Here is a 23,082-nt window from a genome sequence, read left to right on the forward strand (position 1 = left end):
TCACGAACCTGACTTCCGAGCCACGTCGGAAATCTTGATGGATTTGGGAATCAAGCCCAGCGCGAAGAATGCGTCGGCAACCTGCTGTTGGTCGGCGATGACAGCGTCGGTGATCGGCTTGATGCCGTAGGCCTGCCGCTTCAGCGCCACCTCGACCACGGGGACCGAAAGACCGATCGACGGCGCGAGCTGCTCGGCCACCGCATGGATGTCGCCCTTGGCCCAATCGTCGACCGTGCTGAGCTCGGCTAACACGGCCTCGACGATCTTCGGGTTGGCTTCGAGGAATTTCTTGGAGGAGAAGTAGAACTGGTAGTTGGCAACGGTGCCGGTGCCGTCGGCCAGCGTGCGCGCGCCGGTGGCCGCTTCCGCCGCCGCCTGGAACGGATCCCAGATCACCCAGGCATCGACAGCGCCGCGCTCGAAGGCGGCACGGGCGTCGGCCGGCGCGAGAAATACCGGCTCGATCTCCGAGTATTTGACGCCGGCCTTCTCCAGCGCCTTGACCAGCAGATAATGGACGTTGGAGCCCTTGTTGAGCGCGACCTTCTTGCCCTTGAGATCAGTGACCGACTTCAGCGGGCTGTCCTTCGGCACCAGGATCGCCTCGCCCTTCGGCGCCGGCGGCTCATAGGCGACATACTGGATCGGCGCGCCGGCGGCCTGCGCGAAGATCGGCGGGGCTTCGCCGGTGTTGCCGAAATCGATCGCGCCGACATTGAGCGCTTCGAGCAGAGGCGGCCCGGACGGAAACTCGGTCCACACCACCTTGTAGCCATCGGCAGCGAGCTTCGGCTCCAGCGTGCCCTTGCTCTTGAGCAGCACCAGCTTGCCGTATTTCTGGTAGCCGATGCGGACCACCTTGTCCTGACCGTAGGAGGTGCCGACAGCGGCCGCGACGATGCCGATCGACAGCACGATGGCTGCGATCAAGCGTTGAACGATACGCTTCATGTTCAGACCTTTTTGGATGGGAAGATCGGTCGGCACGATCAGGCCGCCGGGTTGCGCCAGACGATGTCGCGGATCACGATCGGCCTGGGGATCAGGCCGAGCTTGTGGAAGCGGTCGGCGACGCCCTGCTGGGTCGCGATGATGTCGTCGGTGACGGGGCCGACCACGAAGTTCGCGCGATTGGCGGCGACGGTCTGGATATCCAGCGGGAGGCCGGTGATCGCCGCGAGCGATTTGGCGACTTCGTCGCGATGCTGTTCGGCCCACTTGCCGGCCGCGGTGGTCACATCGACGATCTGCTGCAAGATCGCGCCGTGATTCTTCGCGAACTCGCGATTGGCGATGTAGAAGGAATTGGTCTTGGTGACCTCACGCGCATTGATCAGGATGCGGCCGTTCTGCTTGGTCTCGCCGATCGCGAAATAGGGATCCCAGATCGCCCAGGCCTCGATGCTGCCATTGGCGAAGGCGGGGCCGGCATCCGGCGGCGTCAGGTAGACCGGTGTGATGTCGGCATAGGTGAGACCGGCCTTCTCCAGCGTCTGCACCACGACGTTGTGGGCGCTGGAGCCCTTGGTGAAGCCGATGCGCTTGCCCTTGAGGTCGGCGATGTCGCGAATCGGCGATTCCTTGGGCACCAGGATGCCCTGGCCGTTGGTGATGGGCTGGCCGGCGGCGTAGACGATCGCCGCGCCCGCGGCCTGGGCAAATACCGGCGGGGAATCGCCGACCGCGCCGAAATCGACGCTGCCGACGTTCATCGCCTCCATCATCGGGGGACCGGAGGAGAACTCGATCCATTTCACCTCGATGCCTTGCGGCGAGAAATGTTTTTCCAGCGCGGCCTGCTGGCGCGTGATGACCAGCACGCCGGTCTTCTGATAGCCGATACGAATTTCCTTCACCGCGCCTTGCGCGATGGCGGGTGACGCGAAGACAGCGGCGGCCGCTGTTCCAATCGACAGTTTCAGAAAGTCCCGACGCTGCATTCCACACTCCCGGCCGCACGCGGCCGTCATTCGTCTGCGTTCGGGAATGATGGTGCGCCTTATCGGACGTGTCGAGACGCGCGGAAAAATAGCGATGCGAGCACTGCGTGTGCGGCGGACCGCATGATTAATCTTTCAAGCGGTCGCGAGGATTCAGACGGAATTTTCCGCACGCGAATGTGAGAGCCGCTCGGATTCCGTCCGAGCCCAGACGACCGGAGAATAAAAAGTCGGAAAACAACCCCATGCACCGTAGACGGGGCGTGCGAAAACAACGACTTACGCATTATCCGAAGTTCGTTTGACTCGTCGGGCAAAACAGGAGCAGAATGGCATCATCGCGGACTGGGGCTGGAGTGACGCAAGGCCCCTCCACCACCTCGCTGTCATTCCCCGCCTTGTGCGCAATTGCGCACTGGGGAATCCAGTACGCCGCGGCCCATCGATTCAGCCACGACTGCCTCGGAGTACTGGATCGCCGGTCAAGCCGGGCGATGACACCGAACGTGTGACGGGTCACGTGCCACAAGCACCACCGGCCTAATGCAACCACATCACCGGCAGATTCTGCAGCCCCCTGAACGCCCAGCCGCCGATTCGCACCGGCTCGTCGTCGGCAATCTCGATGCGCTTTGCACGCGCGAACAATGTCGGCAGCGCGACGTCGGCGATCATCGCGCGCGAGGCGAAGGCGCCGGCGCAGAAATGCGGGCCGGCGCCGAAGGCGACGCTCTTGGTGGTGTCGCGACGCACGTCGAACTGATCGGCGCGGTCAAAATGCTTCTCGTCGCGGTTGGCGGAGCCGAACATCAGGAACACGCGCTCGTCGAGCTCGAACGACACATCGCGAATGGTCCAGGGCTTGGCAATGCGGCGGGGCGACATGCCGATCGGCGAGATCCAGCGGGCATATTCCTCGAAGGCCTGCAGCCAGGACACTTCACCGCGCAGGACCAGATCGAGCTGCTCGGGATGGGTGAGCAGCGCCCATACCGTGCCGGCGATCGCCTTGCGCGGCTCGTTCTGGCCACCCGATATCGCGAGCTTGACATTGGCGCGCACGCTCTCCATCGGCATGCCCGAGGCGAGCAGCACGCCCAAAATGCTCTGGTCGGGATGCTTGCGCATGACCGGCAGGATGTCGTCGATCGCGGCATCGATGCCCGCTGTCGCGGCGTGACAGCGTGCCTCGACCGCGGGATCGCCGGCGTAATTGGCGATGCCCTCGATCATGCCCTGCGACCACGCATCCATGTCCTCAAAGCCGATATTGGTGAGGCCGGTGATCGACTTCAGGCATTCGCCGGAAAACGGCAGCGCGAAGTCGCGCATGAAATCGATCCGCCCCGGCACGATGGCGTCGAGGATGCGATCGGCATGGGCCTGGAACTGCGCAGTCCAGTGCGCCTTCACCGTCTTCGGCGACACCGTCGGAAACATCGCACGGCGCTCGACCAGGTGCGCCTCGCCGTCCTTGCGCATCATGTTGTGGCCCATCAGCCGGTTCATCAGACCGGCCGGCTGGTGCGAGGAGAACACGTCGATCTGCTTCTCGGAGATCGAGATGTCGTCGCGGCTCGTCAGCAGCGTCGAGCCGAGCTGCGGCACGAACGCGATCGGCGCCTCCTTCCGCATCCTGGCGAGCATCGGATAGGGATCTGCCCAGAATGCGGCGGGGTCGATCTCGATGCGCGGCGCCGTGCTCAAGCTTCGCTCCCTTGTTGTGTCCTCAAAGCCGAGGCTAGCGCCTTAGGGGGCCGCCGTCTGTCCCCAGCGATTGGGACGGGCGGCTTCGGGACGAGCCTGCATCGATCGCAACCAAAGGAGAAACAGTTAAACTGAGCTTTCGGCCGCAATTCGATCGAGACGTAATCGATGTCGATGGTCGGTCAGCAGATGTGCGCCACCCAAGACGGCGGCCAGCGTTCCCAGCCCGGTCCCACCGGCGATCAGGAACATGATCAGCAGTTGATATTTTGCTGCATCGACCGGTTCGACGCCCGCAAGGATCTGGCCAGTCATCATCCCCGGCAAGGAAACAAGGCCGATCGCCGCCATGCTGTTAATGATTGGCATGAAACCGCTTCTTAGGGCGTCTCGTATGACTGGCAGCACGGCCTGGTACCGGGTGCTCCCCAGCGCAAGACAGGCTTCGACCGCGGCTCTCTCACGCACCAAGCCATTTGTCAGCACATCCAAGCCCAAGCTTACCCCGGTCATGGTGTTGCCAAGGATCATTCCCAACAGGGGCAGCGCATAGCGCGGATGATACCAGGGATCCGGCCGCAGCTCCGTCAACAGCGCAAAGATCGTAACCGTACCGGCTGCGAGCAGCGTGCATCCCGCGCCCAGGCCGTAGCTCAAAATGCCTGGCAAGCGCCGCTTCTGCCTCGCGACGATTTCCCGTGAGGCGAAGAGAACCATGATGAAGGCCGTGAGGGCGGTCCAAAGCGGCGAAACCGCGGCAAACAGGAACGTCAGTACGTAACCAACGAGGACGAGCTGGAGCACCATCCGCAGGGCTGCGATGGCCAGTTGTCTTTCAAGCTTGAGGCGCAAAACAATCGAGAGGGCGCCGTCCATGACGACGAGGAGCGCGGGCACGATCAAATCACCGTAGGCCAATTGAATGTAAGTCACGACCGATCTTCCCCGAGCACGCCGACGGCACTCATCACCAGGACCCTGGACCCGACGCGACGGGCTTGGGCGTTGTCGTGCGTGCTCCAAATGACGCTCGTTCCATTCGAAATACGTTCAGCGATCAAGGATTCCACGATCGCGGTCGAGGCCGCGTCGAGTGCCGAAGTCGGCTCGTCCAGGAGAAGAACCCGCGATCGCAGCATCAGGGCCCGCGCAAGTGCCAGCCGCTGTTTCTCTCCGGTGGAAAGTCGCTGGATCGACCAAGATCCGCAACCGGGCGGCAATCCCAATCGTTCGACCAGCGGCAATGCATCATTCCAGTCGTTGAAGTGCCCTTGCACCGTATCCGACCACCAGCCTGGCTCCGCAGCGAGGTAGGTCACTCGTTTCCGCCAGACGGGGGCGGGCATGGCCTCCTTCAGCGTTCCGTCCAGTTTGACTGTTCCTTCGTTTGGATCGAGATCTGCGATGGAGCGAAGCAGCAGAGTCTTCCCGGCGCCGGACGGTCCTTGCAGGGCGATGCATTCCCCGTCATGCAAGTCGAATGAGACGCAGATGTGCAAGCGCTTGAGCGCGTCGACCGTCAGCATGTGTCAAAGCTTGTCCCGCAGCCGGTCGGCAACCCGCCTGGCGATCTCCGCCGGCGCCTCGTCCGGGTAAGGATACACGGAGCTGACGTTGATCTCGCCCAGCACGTAGCTGTCGCTCCCGTCCCTCTGCACCGGGCCAAGCATGAAGTCGGCGTCCCAGATCATGGGCAGGTCACCTCGCGCAACATCGAGCGACGAGGTGAGCTGCGGCGTCCACTCGTCTTCCATCAACCGACGCAACCGCTGGAAGCGCGGGTCTGCGTTGGATGTGTACAGCCGCGGTCCAGCCTCTGAACGCGCGGCGGGCGAGTCGACCAGGGCTTTGACTTTGTGGTGGCCGAAACCGGCGCAGCGATCGCCTGCCATATAGCAGCGCACGACACCTTCGCCCAAGCGAGGCAGGTATGGTTGATCGACCACGCTGCCGTTTTCGAAGTATTCGGCGCAGCGGCGGAGAAACTCGTCAAGCGTCAATTCCTCGGATGCGTCCTTGGTCGCGTCCAGCACCCTCAGCATGGCAGAAGTCGGCAGCTTCTCGACCTTCCAAACGCCCTGGCCGCCATTGCCCCGGCTGCGCTTGATCACACGTGGACCGGTGACGAGCCGCTCAGGCAGTTCGTCGCGCATCGCCTCGACGGTTTGATACAGCGCCGTGTCGCTTCCCCAGCCCATCGAGCGGGTACGATAGAGCACCTCCTTGGTGCCCATCTTGAGGATGACGTCCGGATGAGCGCTGACCCACACGCCGCGCGCGGCGACGTCGCGCAGCAAGGCGTCAAGACCGGCGCGGGTTCGGCCGTCCTGGATTGGGTTGACCCAGACGAGCACGCCGTCGACCGCGAGCAGCTGTTCGCGGACCTCCTCGGCGAAACTTTCATCGTAGATCACAGGGCGCGCATCGATGCCGAAGGCAGCGAGCGCGTCGAAGACCTGCACGAAGCGGCTGTTCTGCGCGGTCGCGTCCCGTCGGGCGGAAGCATCGCCCCGCGAGAGAATGGCTACGGAATGTCGGAGAGGGGAACGACGTTCGGTGTCCATGCGCGAGCTCCACGTGGTGCGTGCTGCGCAGAGCTTGGACCGAAGTCTCTAGGGGGGTCTGCTTTCCCCCTTGGGAACACTCTACGGGAGAACGTCTGGATCTTTCAAGACGACGGGTCGGGATTTCGAGTGCTGGACCGCAACTCGGGTCGCATCGCAGGAGCGGTTGGAACCAGGGAAATCTTGGTGACGTTTCCGGCGCGATCCGAGCTCGAGCGGGTTGACAGCCTCCTCATCAGGGGTTCTATTCCGGGCTCGGGGATCTGCGATCTCCCCGCGAGGCGACATGCCCAAGTATCGCGTCCTTAGTCACCGAGGGCGCCGCATGTCTTCAGCATACACCTCCATTTCGCCCGACAAACCGTCTCGATTGGTCGGCACGGCAGCTGCACCGGCGCTGAGCGAAGGAGCGGCGTGGCACCGATGCAGCGACATCGCCACCGAGGACAACGGACGCGGCCGCACGGTGTGGGTCACGCAAGCTCGTCTCAGGATCAAAGGCATCGCCTCCGTATCGCTCAAGATACTGGTCGCGACATTGGCCAGCGTCTTGCTCGCCGGCGTTCCGGCAGGCGCTGAATCGCAAGACGGCGGGCCCTTGCAGTTGGAAGCCAAAATATTGCTCGGCCACGTGCGGGGCCGGATCGATCACATGGCGGTCGATCTGAAGCGTCAACGTCTGTTCATAGCTGAGCTTGGCAACGACAGCGTCGGTATCGTCGATCTCGCCAATCGCAGCGTGATTCACACGATCTCCGGATTGAAGGAGCCGCAAGGCGTCGGCTATGAGCCAACGACCGACACTGTCTTCGTTGCCAACGCCAAGGACGGTACGGTCAAGCTGTTTGACGGCAACGACTACAGGGCGGCGGGGCAAATCGAACTCGGAAGAGATGCCGACAACATCCGCATCGACGTCGCCGCGCGGGTCGTGATTGTCGGCTACGGCAAGGGCTCTTTGGGCTACATCGATCCGGTGACCCGCAGCAAGGTCCGGAGCTCGCCGCTAAAGGCTCACCCCGAGAGCTTTCAGCTCGATCCCGACACGAATCGAATTTTCATCAACCTTCCCGGCGCTCACGCCGTGGCCGTGGTGGATGGAAAATCCGGCAGGCAGCTCGCCAACTGGCCCGTGGAGAAGAGCGGAAACTATGCGATGGCGATCGACCGCGAGCGAAATGCGCTTCTTATCGCGTTCCGCGAACCGCCCGAACTCGGAGTCCTCGAGTTGAGCGGCGGCAAGTCCGTCGCGACCGTCGAGACATGCAGGGACGTTGACGATCTCTTTGTCGATGCCAGGCGCAAGCGCATCTATGTCAGTTGCGGCCAGGGCTTTGTCGACGTCCTCGAGGCAAATGGCGCCGCGTATCGACAAATAGCTCGCGTTCCGACCGTCGCCGGAGCGCGGACGTCGCTGTTCGTTCCGGAGATGGATCGGCTGATCGTGGCCGTCCGAGAGAGCCTCGCCGGGCCAGCGGCGATATGGATATTGAGACCAAGACCTTGACGTATGCGGGTGGGAGGTCGCCATGTCCAAGCGACGTCGTCATTGTGCGAGCATTCCGCAAGAGCTTGTGAAGGGCTGCATCGCGGCGTTGTGCTTCGTGGCATGGTCCCGGCCCGTGCTGGCCTATCGTCCATTCGACGGCACCGATGCCGCGGTCGCGGCGAAGGGCGAAGTCGAAATCGAGCTGCAGCCTGCCGGACGCCTGCGCGATGAGAGCGGGGCGAGCCTGATCGCGCCGGGCACGGTCATCAACTATGGACTGACCGCGGATTGGGAGGCCGTGCTCGAAGGGATCGGCCAGACGCCGCTCTCGCCGCCTGGAGCAACGAACCTCACGGCTGCGGGCGCATTCCTGAAGCACGTCGTGGTTCCCGGCAGCCTCCAGGACAAGACGGGGCCGAGCATTGCGACGGAGTTCGGTGTCCTGCTTCCCGACAGCACCGGCAATTCGGGCGTCGGTGCCAGCCTGGCCGGCATCGTCTCGCAACGCTGGGACTGGGGAACGATCCATTTGAACGTCGAGACGGTGCTGACCCGAAACCATCATGCCGACGTCTTCGTCGGTGCGATCCTCGAAGGTCCGTCGACCTGGACGGTCCGGCCCGTCGCCGAGGTCTTCTACGAAAACGAGTTCGGAAAGGCGGAGACGCTATCGGGACTGGTCGGCTTGATCTACCGGGTTCGCGACAATCTCAGTTTCGACATCGCCGTCCGTCACGCACTGACGAACCATCATCCAGTGAACGAAATTCGCGCCGGCCTGACATTCGGCTTCCCGCTGTCGTCAATCGTGAGCCACGCCGCACACCGGGACGCGTTGCCGGGCCTGCGTTGAAGCTCCAACGATTCCAGGCGATCAGGGTGAGCCCGCCAGTCGCGGCTTACCGTTTCGCGAGCGCTGTACGTGTCGACGTGCTCGCTACGGTCGCGATTGCCTTCGCTTTCCTACGCGTAGACGGAGGACCGAGTTACCGGGCCTCGGCGATCTTCGGTTCAGGTGACAGCATCTGCGCGTTGGCTGCCGAGGTCCGGTTGGACGACGCCGGGTCGGGCGATCGGGAGGCGGCGTCGGCCGGCGCTCCCTGGGACGGCCTGCGGGCAGCATTTGCCGGAAGCACGATCACTTTCGCTCCGACCTTCACCCGCTCATAGAGATCCACGACGTCCTCGTTGGTCAACCGGATACAGCCGGACGAAACCCGCTTGCCGATCGTATCGGGCTTGTTGGTGCCATGAATTCTATATTCGGTCTCGCCCAGATACATCGCGCGCGCGCCGAGCGGGTTGCCGGGACCGCCTGCCATGAACCGCGGCAGATAAGGCTGACGCGAGACCATCTCCGCAGGCGGATGCCAATCCGGCCATTCGGCTTTACGGGCCACGGTCTGCTCACCGGACCATGTGAAACCTTCGCGGCCGACGCCGATGCCATAGCGCATTGCCTGCCTGTCGTTCAGGACGAAATAGAGGAACGTGTTTCCGGTGTCGATGATCACGGTGCCCGGCGCCTGGTGACTGGCGTAGTCGACCACCTGCCGAACCAATGCTCCGGGAACGTCAGCGTCGGCTTTTGGTGGTTCGACCAGCGGCGCCGCGGCCGGAATCGGTGCCGGAGCCGGCACGGATGCATGAACTGGAGGTGCCACGTAAACCGGAGTTGACGATGCCTTGGCTTCCTGTGCGGACGGCTTGCGGACCGGTTGCACGCTCGCCGGGCGATACAGCAGACCGTACCCCAATGCGGCGACAGCCACGGCGCCGATTGCGACTCTCGCGGCCATAGGTATTGCGAGGGCCTCTGCCTTTCTGCGTTTGGCCCGCTTGCTCATGTCTTTCCCCAGGTCACCATGCCTGGAAGAGGTACCCAGCAAAATTTAAGAAACTTCGAAGCGATATCGCCCAAGCCGGAACCGTCAGAGATGGTTAACGCCGAACTAGTTCGGCAACTCAGTTGAGGCCGTGAGGCGCCGAGAGCAGCCGCAGCACGATTGCGAACAGCTCGTTCTGCGAGGAGATACCGAGCCGCTCATAGGCGCGCTTGCGGTAGGTCAGCGTCGAATGCAGGCTGATGCGGAGCGCTTGCGAGATCGCTTCGGAGCTGAAGCCTGCGAGGATGCGGCGGCAGACGTCCTGCTCGCGCGGCGTGAGAGCGGAGAGCGGCGGGCGGGTCGCGAACAGTGCGGCGAGAGACTGATCCGGTGTTGCCGCCTCCTGAAAATGGCGGGCGACGCTTGCCGCGATCGCCGGCGCGATGGCCTCAAGCCGCTCACGCTGCGCGGCACTGAAACGTCCCTGCGCGGCGATGCGGTAGAAATTGACGTAGAAGCAGGTGTCGCCGGTCCAGATCGCGGTCGCGCATTTGTCGACGATGCCGGAATCCTGGAAGAAGATCTTGCGGTAACGCGCGCCGTACATGCGCGGCGCGAACTGAGGCAGCACGATCGGCGCGCTGCCCTCGGCTTCGAACAATGCCTCGCGGTTGGGATCGGATTCGTGGAACTGGCCGGCATAGGCCGCCCCGAGATCGCCACCGATCGGGATGTTGCCGGCATCGAGCAGGCAGCGCGCGGCACCGGCCCGGCTCAGCGCGAACACCATGCAGTGACCGACCTCTGCCTGCCGGCGCAGCGTGTCGATCAGGACTTTTGGGAAATCGGGCCGGCCGATGGCGAGCACCGCGGACGTGACATCGCCAGGTACCGGATTTGCGGGCACCGCCTGAGATTGCATCGTTTCCTCCGCAAGATCTTGTTTTGCGGGAGGATAGCAGCAAGGTGATTTCGGCGGAAGGCAGAGACCTTTCAGCCCCCCGATCGTCATCTGAGCAGTTCAAGCGACGAGTTCGGCTTGTCATTCAACCGCGTGCGACGTTCAGCCCACCGGCCCCAAAGGCCAATCGCCCCCTGAGAGCGGGCTGACTCTCACGTCCTTGATGACTCCGCGCTCAAGGCTCGGATCGAAATGGCGCATCGTGCGCTCGTTGAAGTCGATGATGCGGCCGGGCCTGAGTGGACCCACGTCATTGATCTTGACGATCACCTTCTTGCCTGCGGCCTCGACGAGGGCATATTTCGGCCTCGCGCCAAATTGGACCCCACCAAATTTCTTTCGCAGGCTCGTCTTGATCGCAGCCGTCCAGGCAGAGGGATCATAACGCTCGCCGGAGGCTGTGCGCGGTCCGCCCTCCTCCTTGCCCGGCTTGAATGGATTGTACATGGATGCAGCGCCGACGACCGCATCCCTGGAGGCGGCATCGGCGACGGCGTTTGAGTGGACCCCACGCGTTTCACATCTAGCAACGGTAACAGACACGGCAAGCGCAACCAGGGCGCCGCAAAGTGCGGCGCTCGAGCGGGACGTCATCATAACTCCTGTGATTTTTCGTCGTCCGGTTCCCGGCCCCGCAAACGCGGGCAAGCGAACGCGAATGCGTTCATGATGCTTGCGCCGATGTTTTGCGGATTCGCGCCAACCCCTTGGCTATGGAACCGGTGTGCGAACCAGGGCGGTTCCCACGCAGTGTTTTAAGTTGTCACCGACTAAGACAGAGATTGCGTCAGCAACATGACTTAACGGACAGCCTAGCCCGCCGCGGCGTTCACCGGGGCGACATTGATCGCGAGCTTGCCGTATCGATCCGTAAAAGCCCGGGTGTCGATCTCTTCCAGCTTGATCTCGCCGCTCATCACGCCTTGCTTCCAGGCCGCTTGCGCCGGATCGTTCTGGAACTCGGGCATCACCTCGCGGCCGAACAGCTCGAGCGATTCGCAGATGTGCTCGTGCCTGTTCTTGCCGGCCTGGTTGAGCAGGATCACCTGGTCGATATGCGACGACTGGAAGCGCTTCAGCTTCCTGCGGATGGTCTCCGGCGAGCCGATCAGGCCGCCGCGCAGCGCCGCCTCCTGCGCCTCGGGGTTGTCGCGCTTCCACTTGTTGTACTCGTCCCACATGTTGACGGTGTAGGGCGCGGGACGCTGGCGGTTCTGCGCGGCGCCGTAGAAGCGCAGTGCGAACTGGAAGAAGGTGGCACCCTCGGCGCGGGCGCGCGCCTCCTCGTCCGTCTTGGCGCACATGAAGAACGAGACCAGCGCCATGTTCGGATTGAGCTCGTAGTCGGCGAGCTTGTGCAGCCGCTTGGTCATCGCGTTGTAATAGGCGTGCACCCAGGCATGCGCGGCATCGGCGCTGACGAACTGGAAGCCGAGCGCGCCGAAGCCGTGGCGGCCGGCGCGCTCGATGGTCGGCAGCTGCGAGCAGGCCATCCAGAGCGGCGGGTGCGGCTTCTGCACCGGCTTCGGCACGACGTTACGCAACGGGATGTCGAAATACTTGCCGTGATGCTCGCTGCCGGCATCCTTGAACATCGGAAAGATCGCGGCGACCGCCTCCTCGAACACCTCCTTCTTGGTCTCCATGTCGCGGCCGAACGGCTCGAGCTCGGTAATGGATGCGCTCTCGCCCATGCCGAACTCGCAGCGGCCGTTGCTGAGCAGATCCAGCACCGCAACGCGCTCGGCGACGCGCGCCGGGTGATTGGTGGTGAGCTGGAGAATGCCGTGGCCGAGCCTGATCTTCTGCGTGCGCTGGCTCGCCGCGGCGAGGAAGGATTCCGGCGAAGGCGAATGCGAATATTCCTCGAGGAAGTGATGCTCGACCACCCAGGCATGGTCGTAACTGAGCTTGTCGGCGAGCTCCATCTGCGACAGCGCGTTCTGGTAGAGGGCGAGCTCGTCGCCGGCCACCCAGGGCCGTGGCAATTGCAGCTCGTAGAAGATGCCGAACTTCATGGCGTCGCTCTCCCGCATTCTTGTCGTTGAGGTCATCTTAATAGGCGAGGCGGCGCTGTCCACGGCGTTGCAATTTCGCCGCGCGGGAGAACGATTCCGAGCCTGGCATAGCAGCACTCTTCCTGTTGGCTGTCGGGCCGCCGCGTGCTGGAGCACTGACATTCCGGCACCGTGACGCCGCGTGGCCGAGTTGTTCAGAGCTTTCCCCGAGGGCGTGTGCTTGATGCATCCGGACGACGCGCAGGAGGGCCCGCCAGAGGCGGGCGTCTCGAAGGATGGACCGCAGAGAAACGGCCTGCCCTGCGCTTGAACCGGCGCGACGAATGGTTAGTTTTGAGGATTGCGAATCGCCGCCTTTCGCCCTTCATCAAGACAGACATGGCCACTTTCACCCCGCATCAGGATGCCGCTCTGAAGGCCGTCGGCGACTGGCTCAAGGCCAAGCCGGGCCGGGGCGGCACGCCGCCGATCTTCCGCCTGTTCGGCTTCGCCGGCACCGGCAAGACCACGCTGGCGCGGCACATCGCCGATGGCGTCGATGGCGAGGTGAAGTTCGCCGCGTTCACCGGCAAGGCGGCGCTCGTCATGCGCAACAAGGGCTGCGACGGCGCCTCCACCATCCACTCGCTGATCTACCGTGCCCGGGAATCCGGCGAGGAGCAGCCGAGCTTCGAGCTGTGGGACGACGCGCCGGCCTCCAAGGCGAAGCTGATCGTAATCGACGAATGCTCGATGGTCGACGCCGAACTGGGGCGCGACCTGATGTCGTTCGACTGTCCCCTCCTGGTGCTGGGCGATCCCGCGCAGCTGCCGCCGATCCAGGGCGGCGGCTTCTTCACCAATTCGGAGCCCGACGCGATGCTGACCGAGGTGCACCGCCAGGCTCAGGACGATCCGATCGTGCGGATGTCGATGGACGTGCGCGAGGGACGCGAGCTCGACATCGGCCGCTATGGCGAGAGCGAGGTCGTCTCGCGCAAGGAGCTCGACCCCGACCGCGTCATGGGCGCCGACCAGATCCTGGTCGGCCGCAACAACACCCGACGCGCCTACAACATGCGGGTCCGCCAGCGCCAGAACATCGAGGACCAGTTTCCAGTCGCGGGCGACAAGCTGGTGTGCCTGCGCAACAACCGCAAGAAAGGCCTGTTCAACGGCGGCCTGTGGCGCGTCAAGTCGCGCAACACCTCGCGCTCGAAGTCGCGCATCCTCTCCATGCGGCTGTCGCCGGACGAGGATTTCGGCCACAAGGTGACGAAAGTCTCGGTGCGCGCCGATTGCTTCGAGGGCGGCATCGAGCAGATCGCCTGGGAGCAGCGCAAGCCCTACGACGAGTTCGACTACGGCTACGTGCTGACCGTGCACAAATCGCAGGGCTCGCAATGGGACGACGTCGTGCTGTTCGATGAGAGCTTTGCGTTTCAGGAGTCCAGGGCGCGGTGGCTGTACACGGGGATCACGCGGGCGGCGAAAAGGCTGAGCATCGTAGTTTAGAACCGCTGCGAGGGCCTGGTCGAATTTACGCATCATGCCGTAGGTGACTCAGCGGTTGCCGGCGATCTGCGGCGCGGACGGATCGATCTTCTCGGCCTCGGCGAAATCCGCGATTGCACCGTCGAAATCCTTCATCAGCGTTCGCGCGCGGGCGCGATTGGTCCAGGCGCCGGTCTTCACGGCCTCGTGTCCACCCCGCCGTAACAATCACCGGCGGTGCCCGTATCTCGGATGATGCGAAAACACCCCCCCGGGCAGACTGTTCGCCCGGTCGCGACCGCCCTAGACTGTCAGCCCTTCCGAAAGAGGATTGCCATGCGCCGAACCGCACTCGCCTCCCTGCTCGCCGCAACCACCGCCCTGACGCTGGCTTTCACCATGCCGTCCCGGGCCGCGGAGGATGCGGTCGTGATCCCCGCCCCCGCCGTGGACGCGGCGCCCGCGAGCGGCATCCAGACCGCCGTGCTCGCCGGCGGCTGCTTCTGGGGCGTGCAAGGCGTCTTCCAGCACACCGCAGGCGTCGTCAACGCCGTCTCCGGCTATGCCGGCGGCACCAAGGCGACCGCCGATTACCAGACGGTCTCGAGCGGCCGCACCGGCCACGCCGAGTCGGTCGAGATCAAGTACGACCCGAAGAAGATCTCCTACGGCAAGATCCTCCAGATCTACTTCTCGGTGGTGCACGACCCGACCCAGCTCAATCGCCAGGGCCCTGACGTCGGCCCGCAATATCGCTCCGCGATCTTCACCACTTCCGACGAGCAGAAGAAGGTGGCGGAGGCCTATATCGCGCAGCTCAACAGTGCGAAGGTCTTCAACAAGCCGATCGTGACCAAGATCGGCGCGCTCGAGGCATTCTATCCGGCGGAGGCTTACCACCAGGACTATCTGACGCTGCACCCGAACCAGCCCTATATCGCCTACAACGACATCCCGAAGGTCGAGAACCTGAAAAAGCTGTTCGCGGACAATTACATTGAGAAGCCGACGCTGGTGAATGCCAGCAAGGCCACCAACTGATCGCGAGATCACCAGAAAACGGGAGACCCATGCCCGACACCAAGACGAAAACCACCGACGACAAGGTCATCAAGAGCGAAGAGCAGTGGCGGCGCGAATTGACGCCGATGCAATACGCCGTGCTGCGCGAGAAGGCGACCGAGCGTCCCTTCTCCGGCGAATATGAGCACGAAGAGCGTGCCGGCACCTACGTCTGCGCCGGCTGCGGCAATGTGCTGTTCGAATCCGACGCCAAGTTCGATTCCGGTTGTGGCTGGCCGAGCTTCACCCAGCCCGCGGTCGAGAGCCATATCGACGAGGAACGGGATACGAGTCACGGCATGATCCGCACCGAAGTGCTCTGCTCCAAATGCAGCGGTCATCTCGGCCACGTCTTTCCCGACGGCCCCGGGCCGACCGGTCTGCGCTACTGCATCAACTCGGCGGCGCTGAAGCTGGAGCCGAAATAAACGCCGCGCGCGCCGGGTTCCCCCGTGGAACCCGGCGGCGTGATGTGCTTTTCTCCTCTGGCGGTGCGGCCGATCATCGCATCTCGGCGACTGCCAGGGAGGATGCCATGACGCTTGGGACCATCCTGATCATCCTGGTGATCATCTATCTGGTCGGCGGCCTGTCCGGCCGGTTCGGCGGCTACGGCTATGGCCTCGGCCATTCCGGCATGGGCATCGGCGGGGTCGTTCTCGTGGTGCTGATCGTGCTACTGCTTCTTGGCAAGATTTAAACCATTTAACACATTGATATTACTCGATTTATTCCGGCTGCGGAGCTGCCATGCGTGGATTCATCATCTCGCATCGCGGGGGTCGCATTTCTGTCAAATCGGCTTATATTAGTGGGCGAAAATGACATGCGGCGGGCCCGCTCGATTGCGGCCCCTGCCCTCCCCAAACCCCACGCGCTTAAAGCCCCAGAGAAGATCACGAGGTCTTTGACCATGCGTCCAATGCGTCCGTTCAACTTCAACACCTCCGCCGAACTCTTCCCCGCCGCGATCCGCAAGAAGAAGCGTGCAGGCTTCACCTATCGGCGGTTCGGCACTGCGGCCGAGGCCGTGCAGTTCGCGATGGAGCAGTTGCCGACGGACTCGCTGAACGGCGCCTATCTCCAGGTCGAGGAAGCGCGCTTCGACCAGAACGGCATTCGCTCGCTGTACGAGAGCGATGCCTTCCCGCTGCCCCGTCGGCCCAAGCCGGCTCCGGCTGCGGAGACTGACGCCGACGCGGCGTAAGCTTTTCGTAAAAACCTTCGATGTGCGCAAAAGGCGCGGTGACCGAGAGGTCATCGCGCCTTTTGCGTTTTGGGTTCTCCCTCTCCCGCTTGTGGAAGCGAGGCGACGACTCTCGTGCCCCGGACGCAGCGCAGCGCTGAAGGAGCGCTGCGCTGCGTCCGGGACACGAGAGCAAGGCAGAGGAACTAGAGAGACGCTACATCCGCGGCTGCTTCTCCAGCCAGCGGCGCAAGAGACGGACGTTGCGCATGTTGGCTCGGAACATCACGTCGAAGGCATCGCCCGCGAACGGGACCAGGCCGACCACGCCGTCGACCGCGACATTGCCGAGCATGCGCGCGGTGATGTACCAGGGCGCTCCCAGCGCGCGGGCCTCGCGCACGAGCCACAGCGAGATCGCGGTGGTGATGATGTCGCCGACGACGGGGATCAGTCCGATCAGCCCGTCGATGCCGTAGCGGATGTTGGTGCCGGGCAGGATGAAGGCGACGTCGAGCAGCTTTGCGATCGCCTCGAAACGCGCGATCCGCTGCTCGCGTGTCAGATTGCCGAACGGGCTCGCTTGCCCGAATTCGAAGCGAAACTCGCGAAACCCCTGCTCCAGGCTTTCCGGCCTGATCTCGTGGCCCTCCTGGTCGATGATCGGCCCGCGCGCCTCATGGCGAGAAAAGGTCGCGCGCGAGCTGCTGCCCGTACGGGATTTGCGCGGAGCAAGGATGTCGTCCTCGGACATGATCATGGCTTTCGGTGAACGCGCCAGCGCGGCGGAGGTTGCTGCCGCGACCTGACGCGGCGCATCAGGTCGACGCCGCCGCCGCTCGCGGCTCCTCGATATAGCGATGCACGAGCCAGGACGACATCACCGCCGGCACGAACCCGACGAGGCCATACAGGATGAACTGCACCGCGCCCGAATCCGGTCCGCGCGAGCTGTAGGTGAGCGAGGCCAGAGCGAAGGCGAACAGGCCGACCAGGAGCATCCGCAAACCCGGGCCGATCCGGCGAATGTGGATCAGGATGTCGTCGACCGCGCCGATCATCAGTGAGGGCAGGAAGCCGAACAGATAGCTGTATTGCAGGGTCTTGAAAAACACGACGAACAGCTTGCCGACCTCGCCGAGACTGGTCTGGGCCCAATAGCCGGACTGGTAGGTCGTCGTCAGCAGCAGCAGGAACCCGCCGACGAACGGGCCAACCAGGGCAAACACCAGATAGCGTTTCATCCAACAACCCTCACACTTCGCCAGCGTTATAACAGCGCCGCGGGAACCTTGAACAGCCGGGGCGCGGGCGCGGCCTAGGGGAACAAGTGGCAGGACGACGAGTTCAGACAGGACCAGAATTTTCCCTGGCGGATTGGAGGGGCCGATGGCCCGCAAACTTCTCCTGGCGACGATCGCGCTGGCAGCCTTGAGCGGCCTGTCCGACGTGCCCGCTCTTGCGCAAGACCATATGGGCACGCCGCAGGAGCAGAAGGCCTGCTCGCGGGACGCCTCGCGCTTCTGCCGCAAGGATCTCGGCAATGACGGCGCGGTGCAGAGCTGCCTGCAAGCCAACCGATCCAAATTGTCGCGCGCTTGCAGCAAGGTCTTTCAGAGCCACGGCATGTGAGGACCGAACCCCATCCCCCGCGAACGGAGTGTGAAGCCATGTTGCGCGACGAACAACTCTCGATCCTGCGGGACATCAGCCAATCCGTTGCGTTTGCCGACGACCGGCAGGGCATGGTGGGGCAGCTTATCGCCGAGGGCTACGTGATGAAGGACGGCGATCTGTTCGAGCTCACGGCCAAGGGCGTCACCGCCATCGAGGAACACGCCGCCGCTCTCGGCGGGATCGATGCGGAACAGATCTGATCGCGCGCGACGTGACTCGCGCGCAACAATTGCGAATTCCTTTGCGCTGACCATTGCAGGTCCGTGACAATGGCGCATACTTCGCTCGGGCGGCGTAGCACTTTCGATTCGAACATCAAGTAATCGAGCGACCACATGCGGGATCAAGATCCCGGCGTGAAGGCTGTGACGTGCGGCAGATCAAGCCGCGTGCGGCGCCCCAAAACCAAGCGGCTCAAGCCCAGGGGAACTCGGGGACCATCCTTCATGACACGCTATCAGACCATCGCTTCGCTGTTCGCACTCGCCAGCACCTTCGCACTCCAGACATCACCCAGTCTCGCCTTCTCGCAGGAAGCCCAGCAGATGTGCTCGGCTGACGCCATGCGGCTGTGCTCCAGCGAGATTCCCGACATCCCGCGGATCACCGCCTGCATGGTCAGGAACAAGGCCCATGTCAGCCCCGGCTGCCGCGCCGTGATGGACCGCGAGCACGCAGCCGCCGCAGCAGCGCGCAAGCGGGAAGCCGCGGCGCAGTAGCCGGCTCAACCTTGGTTGAATGATCGTCGCGAGAGGACTCGCTTCACCTCTCCCGTAGTGAGAGGTGAAGAGTTCAGTCGCCCCACTGGGCGAAGGCGTCGTTGAAGGCGCGCTCGCCGGGGGCGCCCTTCTCGATGGCGATGATGGCGCGGCGCTGGTCGGCGTAGACCAAGGGCACGTCGAACCAGGAGCGCTCCTTCAGGAGCTGCACGTTGCGGCTGCGGTCGGCGTCGACGTTGGAGAGGCCGACCAGGAAGAAGCCGTCGGTGACCTTGACCGCGAGGCCAGCGAGAGGCGTGCCGCGCGCCTGCTCGTTCGACTTCATCAGGATGCCCGGCACGTTGGAGACGCTGCCGCCGGGAAAATCCTGCGGCAGGATGAAGGTCAGCTCCGCGGTGTGGCTCGCCGGCAGCGAGGAGTCGGTGTTGCGGCGGAACGACATCGTCATCTTGAACTTGCGGTCGGGGATCTCGATGTCGGCGCGCACGGCAACGTCGGCCTTCTGGTTGCCGGAGGCCTTGATCGGCTCGAGCCGCCACACCACCGAGCCGACATACTGCTTGCCCTTCGGGTCGGACGGATCCGCGTCATAGAGCACGGCCCTCTGCGCCACCGGTGCGACCGGCTGGTCGCTGGGCTGGCCGACGCGATCGGGAATCTTTGGCTTGCTCTGCGGCTGCGAGGCATCCTTTGGCGCCTCCACCACCTGCGTCGCCGACGGCTTGAACAGATTGGTGGCGGTCTGCACCAGCTGCTTGCCCCAGAGAATGCCGGCCCCGACCAGAATCAGCACGATGCCGACGGCGATCGCGCTCTTGAACGGAAAGCCCGAGCGGGTGCGGGCGCGCTTCTTGGCGTCGCGGTCGGGCGCGATACGCGGACGCGGCGACGGCGGCGCGTAGCGCTCGGCCTCCTCGATCGATTCGTCGTAGGAATAGGGCGCCTCGGACTCGCCGGCGCGGTTTTCCAGGCTCGGCTCCAGCCGGTCGAATTCCGGCGAGGGCGAGGGCACGTTGGCATAGGTGCGCCGCGCGGCGCGGCTGGCCTGCGCGGCAGCGCCGCCGAGATCATTGGCATCGGCCGTGATGTCGCGGAAGCCGCGCACGCCGGGCGACGGCGGCAGCGGCGGTGGCGGTCCCGCGTCGGGCGGACGGCGCGCACCTTGGCGATCGCGCCCGGCCGGCGGCTCCGGCGTCGGCGGCGGGGCGGCGGGTCCTCCCTGGCGCGGGGCGTCGAAACGGGGAGCGCGCGGCGGACGCGGGGCCTCCCCCTGATCATCGACGTTGAAGGACGGGCGGTCGGCCCGCGGCGGCGTCGGGGCCGGACGCGTGCGCGGCGGAGCCGCAGCCGGGTTGCCCTCGGTGGCACGGGTGCTGGCGCGGCGGAAGGCATCGCCACTGCCGCCAGGGCGCCCCGCCCCACCTGCCCCACCTGCCCCACCTGGGCGCGAGGCCTCGCGGGCACGCTGGGCGGCCTCCGATTCGACCTTGCGGACGGCCTCTTCCAGCGACAGCCGTTCGCGCGTGATCTCGGATTCGGAAAGCGGCGGCTGCACGCTGCGCAGCTGGGCGATCAGGGCCGTGCGCGCCCGTTCATAGAGCGCGCGACGGCTTTCGCCGGGAGCGTTGGGGTCCAGGGCGGCAATAGCGCGGGCGATCAGCGGGTAGTAATCAGCCATTTCTACTCAACTATACGCGCGTCCCGGTAAGATATCGTTAAGCCTCAAACGGATTTTGCACCAGGATAGTATCTTCGCGTTCGGGGCTGGTGGAAAGCAGCGCGACCGGGCACCCAACCAATTCCTCGATCCGCCGGACATATTTGATGGCCTGGGCCGGGAGGTCGGCCCAGGACCGCGCACTGGCGGTCGGCTCCTTCCAGCCCTCGATGGTCTCGTAGATCGGCTCGACCCGGCTTTGCGCGCCCTCGCCGGCCGGGAAATGGTCGATCTCCTTGCCGTCGAGCTTGTAGCCGGTACAGACCTCGATCGAATCGAAGCCGTCGAGGATGTCGAGCTTGGTCAGCGCGAGGCCATTGATGCCGCAGGTCCGGACCGCCTGGCGGACCAGCACGGCGTCGAACCAGCCGCAGCGGCGCGGACGGCCGGTATTGGTTCCGAACTCGCGGCCGCGCTCGCCGATCTTACGGCCGATGTCGTTGTCCTGCTCGGTCGGGAACGGGCCCTGGCCGACGCGGGTCGTATAGGCCTTGCACAGGCCGAGCACGTAGCCGACCGCGCCAGGCCCGAGGCCGGCGCCGGTCGCGGCCTGCGCCGCCACCGTGTTGGACGAGGTGACGTAAGGATAGGTGCCGTGATCGACATCGAGCAGCGCGCCTTGCGCGCCCTCGAACAGCATGCGTTTGCCGGCGCGCCTCTCGATGTCGAGCAGCCGCCACACCGTCTCGGCATAGGGCAGCAGCTGCGGCGCAAGCGCGGTCAGCTCCTTCAGGATCTCCTTGCCGTCGAACTCCGGCAGATTGAGGCCACGGCGCAGTGCATTGTGGTGAGCCAGGAGCCGGTCGATCTTGTGCGGGAGCGTATCGAGGTCGGCGAGATCCATCAGGCGGATGGCGCGGCGGCCGACCTTGTCTTCATAGGCCGGGCCAATGCCGCGGCGGGTGGTGCCGATCGCGGTCGCGGCGCTGGCGGATTCGCGGTGCGCATCGAGCTCGCGGTGCAGCGGCAGGATCAGCGTGACGTTCTCGGCGATGCGCAAATTGTCCGGAGAGACCGCCACGCCCTGGGCCCTGAGCTTGGTGACCTCGTCGAGGAACGCGGCAGGATCGAACACGACGCCATTGCCGATCACCGACAGCTTGCCCTCGCGCAGGACGCCGGAGGGCAGGAGCGCGAGCTTGTAGGTCTTGCCGTTGATCACCAGCGTGTGGCCGGCGTTATGACCGCCCTGGAAGCGCACGACGATATCCGCCTGCTCCGACAACCAGTCGACGATCTTGCCCTTTCCTTCGTCGCCCCACTGGGCGCCGACGACGACAACATTGGCCATGCGCGGGTAATCCTTCGAAGATTTCTCTGTAAGTGGCATGATCCGAACGGAAAACCGGGACCCACTCTTCCGGGATCATGCCTGCGCCCAGCCCAATTCCCGGCCGAGGCCGGTCGCACGCGAGGCTGCCCAACCGGATAAAGGAAGCGGCCCCTCTAGGCAAGCAAGAACGGGGCTTTTTTCGGGCCCAGCGCGCGCTCCAAGCCTTTGATATCGCCGAAAAATCCAGAAACCTTCGCAGCCGGCGCGCTGGCTTCGACCAAAGCCTGAGAGGCCGCCTCCGCCGCCAGCATGGTCGCGATGCGTCCGCCCCCGTTGATGCAACCTCGTTTTCCGTGTCTTTGGATGCTGCCGGGTGATCAGCCGGCCCGGATCCCGCCGGGCCGGAGGGCTCGGCGTACTCCACGCGGGGCCCGCATCATCACAATGTCCGCCACCGGCCAGACCACGAGCGCGGAAACATCCGGCCACAGCTGGGTCGCCAACCAGCCTTATCTGCTGCTCAGCATCACGGCGCTGTGCTGGGCCGGCAACGCCATCGTCGGGCGGCTCGCCGCCGGCCACATTCCGCCGGTCACGCTGTCGTTCCTGCGCTGGTTCTTCGCCTTCCTGCTGGTGCTGCCGTTCGCCTGGAAGCACCTCGTGCAGGACTGGCCGGCCATCCGCGGCAAGCTCGGCCTGATGGTCACGCTCTCGATCACCGGCATCGGCGCCTTCAACACGCTGCAATATTGGGCGCTGGAGCATACCCAGGCGCTCAACACGCTGCTGCTGCAGTCGGCCGCGCCACTGCTGGTGGCGCTGTGGTCGCTGGTCATCCTCGGCATCCGGCTCACCGCGGCACAGGCTTTCGGCGTGCTGCTGTCGATGTGCGGCGTGCTGACCATCCTGCTGCACGGCGATTTCACCACGCTGTCGAGCATCGACTTCAACAAGGGCGACCTGATCTTCCTCCTCGCGCTCCTGATCTTCGCGCTCTATTCGGTGCTGTCACTGAAGCGGCCGCCGATGCACGGCCTCTCGTTCCTCGCCTTCACCTTCGGCTGCGGCGCCGCCTGTCTCGTTCCGCTGGAGATCTGGGAACTGTCCGCGCGTCCGGTCATGAAGCTCGACGGGCCGAACCTCTTGACCCTGTTCTACGTCGCCGTTTTCCCCTCGGCGCTCGCCTATCTCTGCTTCAATCGCGGCGTGCGGCTGATCGGCGCCAATCGCGCCGCGCCGTTCTTCCACGTCGTGCCGGTGTTCGGTTCGATCATGGCGATGGCATTTCTGGGCGAACACCCGCAGGCGTTCCACTTCATCGGCTTCGCGCTGGTGCTGGCGGGCGTGTTCGCGGCCTCGAGGAAGCAGGCGGCGTAGGCGCCACCAGGAGCGCGGCTCTGCACTTCCTTCCCCCTTGTTGTCCTTGTTGTGGGAGAGGGGAAAAGTGCACGCCGCGTGACAGGTATG

At 64.4% G+C, this 23,082-nt stretch carries 26 protein-coding genes and 1 pseudogene; 11 read left to right on the forward strand and 16 right to left on the reverse strand.

From position 1 onward, the window contains the following. The 6 genes from P6U27_RS32680 to P6U27_RS32705 all read right to left on the reverse strand — a co-directional run bounded on the left by P6U27_RS32680 (nt 1) and on the right by P6U27_RS32705 (nt 6,214). Nucleotides 1-954 carry a sulfonate ABC transporter substrate-binding protein gene (locus tag P6U27_RS32680; protein ID WP_407193356.1) on the reverse strand — a complete coding sequence of 318 codons (954 nt, stop codon included), beginning with the start codon at nt 952-954 and terminating at the stop codon, nt 1-3. 38 nt (nt 955-992) lie between these two features. Beyond that, entirely contained in the window at nt 993-1,943 is a 951-nt protein-coding gene (locus tag P6U27_RS32685) for a sulfonate ABC transporter substrate-binding protein (protein ID WP_407193357.1), read from the reverse strand. A gap of 540 nt (nt 1,944-2,483) precedes the next feature. Further along, the gene (locus P6U27_RS32690; protein ID WP_407120799.1) at nt 2,484-3,650 is read right to left on the reverse strand and encodes a cytochrome P450; all 1,167 of its coding nucleotides are present in this window, start codon (nt 3,648-3,650) and stop codon (nt 2,484-2,486) included. Between the two features lie 126 nt (nt 3,651-3,776). After that, the gene (locus tag P6U27_RS32695) at nt 3,777-4,583 is read right to left on the reverse strand and encodes an ABC transporter permease (RefSeq protein ID WP_407193358.1); all 807 of its coding nucleotides are present in this window, start codon (nt 4,581-4,583) and stop codon (nt 3,777-3,779) included. After that, nucleotides 4,580-5,176 (reverse strand): ATP-binding cassette domain-containing protein, encoded by a 597-nt coding sequence (locus P6U27_RS32700; RefSeq protein ID WP_129144634.1) that lies wholly within the window; start codon nt 5,174-5,176, stop codon nt 4,580-4,582. The genes P6U27_RS32695 and P6U27_RS32700 overlap by 4 nt, the downstream gene beginning before the upstream one ends. Before the next feature lie 3 nt (nt 5,177-5,179). Then, complete coding sequence (locus P6U27_RS32705; protein WP_407193359.1) at nt 5,180-6,214, reverse strand: Cj0069 family protein; 1,035 nt, start codon at nt 6,212-6,214, stop codon at nt 5,180-5,182. Nucleotides 6,215-6,539: 325 nt separating this feature from the next. Here P6U27_RS32705 and P6U27_RS32710 point away from each other — a divergent pair, with 325 nt between their 5' ends. Together P6U27_RS32710 and P6U27_RS32715 are read left to right on the forward strand one after the other, a co-directional pair. Further along, nucleotides 6,540-7,721, forward strand: coding sequence for a YncE family protein (locus P6U27_RS32710; protein ID WP_164937049.1), 1,182 nt, complete (start codon nt 6,540-6,542; stop codon nt 7,719-7,721). A gap of 22 nt (nt 7,722-7,743) precedes the next feature. Then, entirely contained in the window at nt 7,744-8,556 is an 813-nt protein-coding gene (locus P6U27_RS32715; RefSeq protein WP_245509576.1) for a hypothetical protein, read from the forward strand. Nucleotides 8,557-8,689: 133 nt separating this feature from the next. On the opposite strand, the gene P6U27_RS32720 is transcribed toward P6U27_RS32715, so the two are convergent. The 4 genes from P6U27_RS32720 to P6U27_RS32735 form a co-directional block, all read right to left on the reverse strand. Continuing rightward, on the reverse strand, nt 8,690-9,550 hold the full coding sequence (locus tag P6U27_RS32720) for a L,D-transpeptidase (RefSeq protein ID WP_162500436.1): 861 nt from the start codon (nt 9,548-9,550) through the stop codon (nt 8,690-8,692). 118 nt (nt 9,551-9,668) lie between these two features. After that, nucleotides 9,669-10,451, reverse strand: a complete 783-nt coding sequence (locus P6U27_RS32725; RefSeq protein ID WP_407193360.1) for a helix-turn-helix transcriptional regulator — start codon at nt 10,449-10,451, stop codon at nt 9,669-9,671. A gap of 141 nt (nt 10,452-10,592) precedes the next feature. Then, entirely contained in the window at nt 10,593-11,087 is a 495-nt protein-coding gene (locus P6U27_RS32730) for a septal ring lytic transglycosylase RlpA family protein (protein ID WP_407193361.1), read from the reverse strand. 215 nt (nt 11,088-11,302) lie between these two features. Continuing rightward, nucleotides 11,303-12,508 (reverse strand): LLM class flavin-dependent oxidoreductase, encoded by a 1,206-nt coding sequence (locus tag P6U27_RS32735; RefSeq protein ID WP_407193362.1) that lies wholly within the window; start codon nt 12,506-12,508, stop codon nt 11,303-11,305. Nucleotides 12,509-12,886: 378 nt separating this feature from the next. On the opposite strand from P6U27_RS32735, the gene P6U27_RS32740 reads away from it, so the two are divergent. Beyond that, the gene (locus P6U27_RS32740) at nt 12,887-14,002 is read left to right on the forward strand and encodes an ATP-dependent RecD-like DNA helicase (RefSeq protein WP_162500438.1); all 1,116 of its coding nucleotides are present in this window, start codon (nt 12,887-12,889) and stop codon (nt 14,000-14,002) included. A gap of 51 nt (nt 14,003-14,053) precedes the next feature. On the opposite strand, the pseudogene P6U27_RS32745 reads toward P6U27_RS32740, so the two are convergent. Further along, a pseudogene (locus tag P6U27_RS32745) lies at nt 14,054-14,167 on the reverse strand (tetratricopeptide repeat protein); the annotation flags it as partial. 150 nt (nt 14,168-14,317) lie between these two features. Here P6U27_RS32745 and msrA point away from each other — a divergent pair. The 4 genes from msrA (at nt 14,318) to P6U27_RS32765 (ending at nt 16,250) form a co-directional block, all read left to right on the forward strand. After that, on the forward strand, nt 14,318-15,022 hold the full coding sequence (gene msrA / locus P6U27_RS32750) for a peptide-methionine (S)-S-oxide reductase MsrA (protein ID WP_122405558.1): 705 nt from the start codon (nt 14,318-14,320) through the stop codon (nt 15,020-15,022). Between the two features lie 29 nt (nt 15,023-15,051). Next, the gene (gene msrB, locus P6U27_RS32755; RefSeq protein WP_122405559.1) at nt 15,052-15,471 is read left to right on the forward strand and encodes a peptide-methionine (R)-S-oxide reductase MsrB; all 420 of its coding nucleotides are present in this window, start codon (nt 15,052-15,054) and stop codon (nt 15,469-15,471) included. Nucleotides 15,472-15,578: 107 nt separating this feature from the next. Beyond that, on the forward strand, nt 15,579-15,743 hold the full coding sequence (locus P6U27_RS32760) for a DUF3309 family protein (protein WP_162500439.1): 165 nt from the start codon (nt 15,579-15,581) through the stop codon (nt 15,741-15,743). Nucleotides 15,744-15,956: 213 nt separating this feature from the next. Then, a complete protein-coding gene (locus tag P6U27_RS32765; RefSeq protein ID WP_174221610.1) occupies nt 15,957-16,250 on the forward strand; it encodes a hypothetical protein in 294 nt (97 codons plus the stop codon). 196 nt (nt 16,251-16,446) lie between these two features. Here P6U27_RS32765 and P6U27_RS32770 read toward each other — a convergent pair whose 3' ends face one another. After that, on the reverse strand, nt 16,447-16,989 hold the full coding sequence (locus tag P6U27_RS32770; RefSeq protein ID WP_129144628.1) for a DUF4112 domain-containing protein: 543 nt from the start codon (nt 16,987-16,989) through the stop codon (nt 16,447-16,449). A 58-nt stretch (nt 16,990-17,047) separates the two neighbouring features. Then, nucleotides 17,048-17,473: a DUF5413 family protein gene (locus tag P6U27_RS32775; protein ID WP_122405563.1), complete on the reverse strand. Its 426-nt coding sequence runs from the start codon at nt 17,471-17,473 to the stop codon at nt 17,048-17,050. 145 nt (nt 17,474-17,618) lie between these two features. Between P6U27_RS32775 and P6U27_RS32780 the strand changes: the two genes are divergently transcribed. From P6U27_RS32780 to P6U27_RS32790, 3 genes are all read left to right on the forward strand, one after another. Next, nucleotides 17,619-17,861: a cysteine rich repeat-containing protein gene (locus P6U27_RS32780; RefSeq protein WP_162500440.1), complete on the forward strand. Its 243-nt coding sequence runs from the start codon at nt 17,619-17,621 to the stop codon at nt 17,859-17,861. Nucleotides 17,862-17,899: 38 nt separating this feature from the next. After that, nucleotides 17,900-18,106, forward strand: coding sequence for a hypothetical protein (locus P6U27_RS32785; RefSeq protein ID WP_162500441.1), 207 nt, complete (start codon nt 17,900-17,902; stop codon nt 18,104-18,106). Nucleotides 18,107-18,352: 246 nt separating this feature from the next. After that, the gene (locus tag P6U27_RS32790) at nt 18,353-18,625 is read left to right on the forward strand and encodes a hypothetical protein (RefSeq protein WP_312016176.1); all 273 of its coding nucleotides are present in this window, start codon (nt 18,353-18,355) and stop codon (nt 18,623-18,625) included. Between the two features lie 73 nt (nt 18,626-18,698). On the opposite strand, the gene P6U27_RS32795 is transcribed toward P6U27_RS32790, so the two are convergent. The 3 genes from P6U27_RS32795 to P6U27_RS32805 all read right to left on the reverse strand — a co-directional run bounded on the left by P6U27_RS32795 (nt 18,699) and on the right by P6U27_RS32805 (nt 21,926). Beyond that, nucleotides 18,699-20,303 (reverse strand): hypothetical protein, encoded by a 1,605-nt coding sequence (locus P6U27_RS32795; protein ID WP_129144627.1) that lies wholly within the window; start codon nt 20,301-20,303, stop codon nt 18,699-18,701. Between the two features lie 37 nt (nt 20,304-20,340). Next, complete coding sequence (locus tag P6U27_RS32800) at nt 20,341-21,633, reverse strand: adenylosuccinate synthase (protein WP_122405567.1); 1,293 nt, start codon at nt 21,631-21,633, stop codon at nt 20,341-20,343. 155 nt (nt 21,634-21,788) lie between these two features. Further along, nucleotides 21,789-21,926, reverse strand: coding sequence for a hypothetical protein (locus P6U27_RS32805; RefSeq protein ID WP_160118923.1), 138 nt, complete (start codon nt 21,924-21,926; stop codon nt 21,789-21,791). Between the two features lie 133 nt (nt 21,927-22,059). Here P6U27_RS32805 and P6U27_RS32810 point away from each other — a divergent pair, with 133 nt between their 5' ends. After that, nucleotides 22,060-22,992, forward strand: coding sequence for a DMT family transporter (locus P6U27_RS32810; RefSeq protein WP_129144626.1), 933 nt, complete (start codon nt 22,060-22,062; stop codon nt 22,990-22,992). Nucleotides 22,993-23,082 lie beyond the last annotated feature (90 nt).

This window comes from Bradyrhizobium sp. STM 3566 (assembly GCF_045571445.1).
Lineage (GTDB): Bacteria > Pseudomonadota > Alphaproteobacteria > Rhizobiales > Xanthobacteraceae > Bradyrhizobium > Bradyrhizobium vignae.

Excerpts from the sequence above, each read along its gene's own strand:
- P6U27_RS32680 (WP_407193356.1), bottom strand. The coding sequence starts at position 954 with ATGAAGCGTATCGTTCAACGCTTGATCGCAGCCATCGTGCTGTCGATC.
- P6U27_RS32685 (WP_407193357.1), bottom strand. The coding sequence starts at position 1,943 with ATGCAGCGTCGGGACTTTCTGAAACTGTCGATTGGAACAGCGGCCGCC.
- P6U27_RS32700 (WP_129144634.1), bottom strand. The coding sequence starts at position 5,176 with ATGCTGACGGTCGACGCGCTCAAGCGCTTGCACATCTGCGTCTCATTC.
- P6U27_RS32705 (WP_407193359.1), bottom strand. The coding sequence starts at position 6,214 with ATGGACACCGAACGTCGTTCCCCTCTCCGACATTCCGTAGCCATTCTC.
- P6U27_RS32710 (WP_164937049.1), top strand. The coding sequence starts at position 6,540 with ATGTCTTCAGCATACACCTCCATTTCGCCCGACAAACCGTCTCGATTG.
- P6U27_RS32715 (WP_245509576.1), top strand. The coding sequence starts at position 7,744 with ATGTCCAAGCGACGTCGTCATTGTGCGAGCATTCCGCAAGAGCTTGTG.
- P6U27_RS32720 (WP_162500436.1), bottom strand. The coding sequence starts at position 9,550 with ATGAGCAAGCGGGCCAAACGCAGAAAGGCAGAGGCCCTCGCAATACCT.
- P6U27_RS32725 (WP_407193360.1), bottom strand. The coding sequence starts at position 10,451 with ATGCAATCTCAGGCGGTGCCCGCAAATCCGGTACCTGGCGATGTCACG.
- P6U27_RS32730 (WP_407193361.1), bottom strand. The coding sequence starts at position 11,087 with ATGATGACGTCCCGCTCGAGCGCCGCACTTTGCGGCGCCCTGGTTGCG.
- P6U27_RS32735 (WP_407193362.1), bottom strand. The coding sequence starts at position 12,508 with ATGAAGTTCGGCATCTTCTACGAGCTGCAATTGCCACGGCCCTGGGTG.
- P6U27_RS32740 (WP_162500438.1), top strand. The coding sequence starts at position 12,887 with ATGGCCACTTTCACCCCGCATCAGGATGCCGCTCTGAAGGCCGTCGGC.
- msrA (WP_122405558.1), top strand. The coding sequence starts at position 14,318 with ATGCGCCGAACCGCACTCGCCTCCCTGCTCGCCGCAACCACCGCCCTG.
- msrB (WP_122405559.1), top strand. The coding sequence starts at position 15,052 with ATGCCCGACACCAAGACGAAAACCACCGACGACAAGGTCATCAAGAGC.
- P6U27_RS32760 (WP_162500439.1), top strand. The coding sequence starts at position 15,579 with ATGACGCTTGGGACCATCCTGATCATCCTGGTGATCATCTATCTGGTC.
- P6U27_RS32765 (WP_174221610.1), top strand. The coding sequence starts at position 15,957 with ATGCGTCCAATGCGTCCGTTCAACTTCAACACCTCCGCCGAACTCTTC.
- P6U27_RS32770 (WP_129144628.1), bottom strand. The coding sequence starts at position 16,989 with ATGATCATGTCCGAGGACGACATCCTTGCTCCGCGCAAATCCCGTACG.
- P6U27_RS32775 (WP_122405563.1), bottom strand. The coding sequence starts at position 17,473 with ATGAAACGCTATCTGGTGTTTGCCCTGGTTGGCCCGTTCGTCGGCGGG.
- P6U27_RS32780 (WP_162500440.1), top strand. The coding sequence starts at position 17,619 with ATGGCCCGCAAACTTCTCCTGGCGACGATCGCGCTGGCAGCCTTGAGC.
- P6U27_RS32785 (WP_162500441.1), top strand. The coding sequence starts at position 17,900 with ATGTTGCGCGACGAACAACTCTCGATCCTGCGGGACATCAGCCAATCC.
- P6U27_RS32790 (WP_312016176.1), top strand. The coding sequence starts at position 18,353 with ATGACACGCTATCAGACCATCGCTTCGCTGTTCGCACTCGCCAGCACC.
- P6U27_RS32795 (WP_129144627.1), bottom strand. The coding sequence starts at position 20,303 with ATGGCTGATTACTACCCGCTGATCGCCCGCGCTATTGCCGCCCTGGAC.
- P6U27_RS32800 (WP_122405567.1), bottom strand. The coding sequence starts at position 21,633 with ATGGCCAATGTTGTCGTCGTCGGCGCCCAGTGGGGCGACGAAGGAAAG.
- P6U27_RS32805 (WP_160118923.1), bottom strand. The coding sequence starts at position 21,926 with ATGCTGGCGGCGGAGGCGGCCTCTCAGGCTTTGGTCGAAGCCAGCGCG.
- P6U27_RS32810 (WP_129144626.1), top strand. The coding sequence starts at position 22,060 with ATGTCCGCCACCGGCCAGACCACGAGCGCGGAAACATCCGGCCACAGC.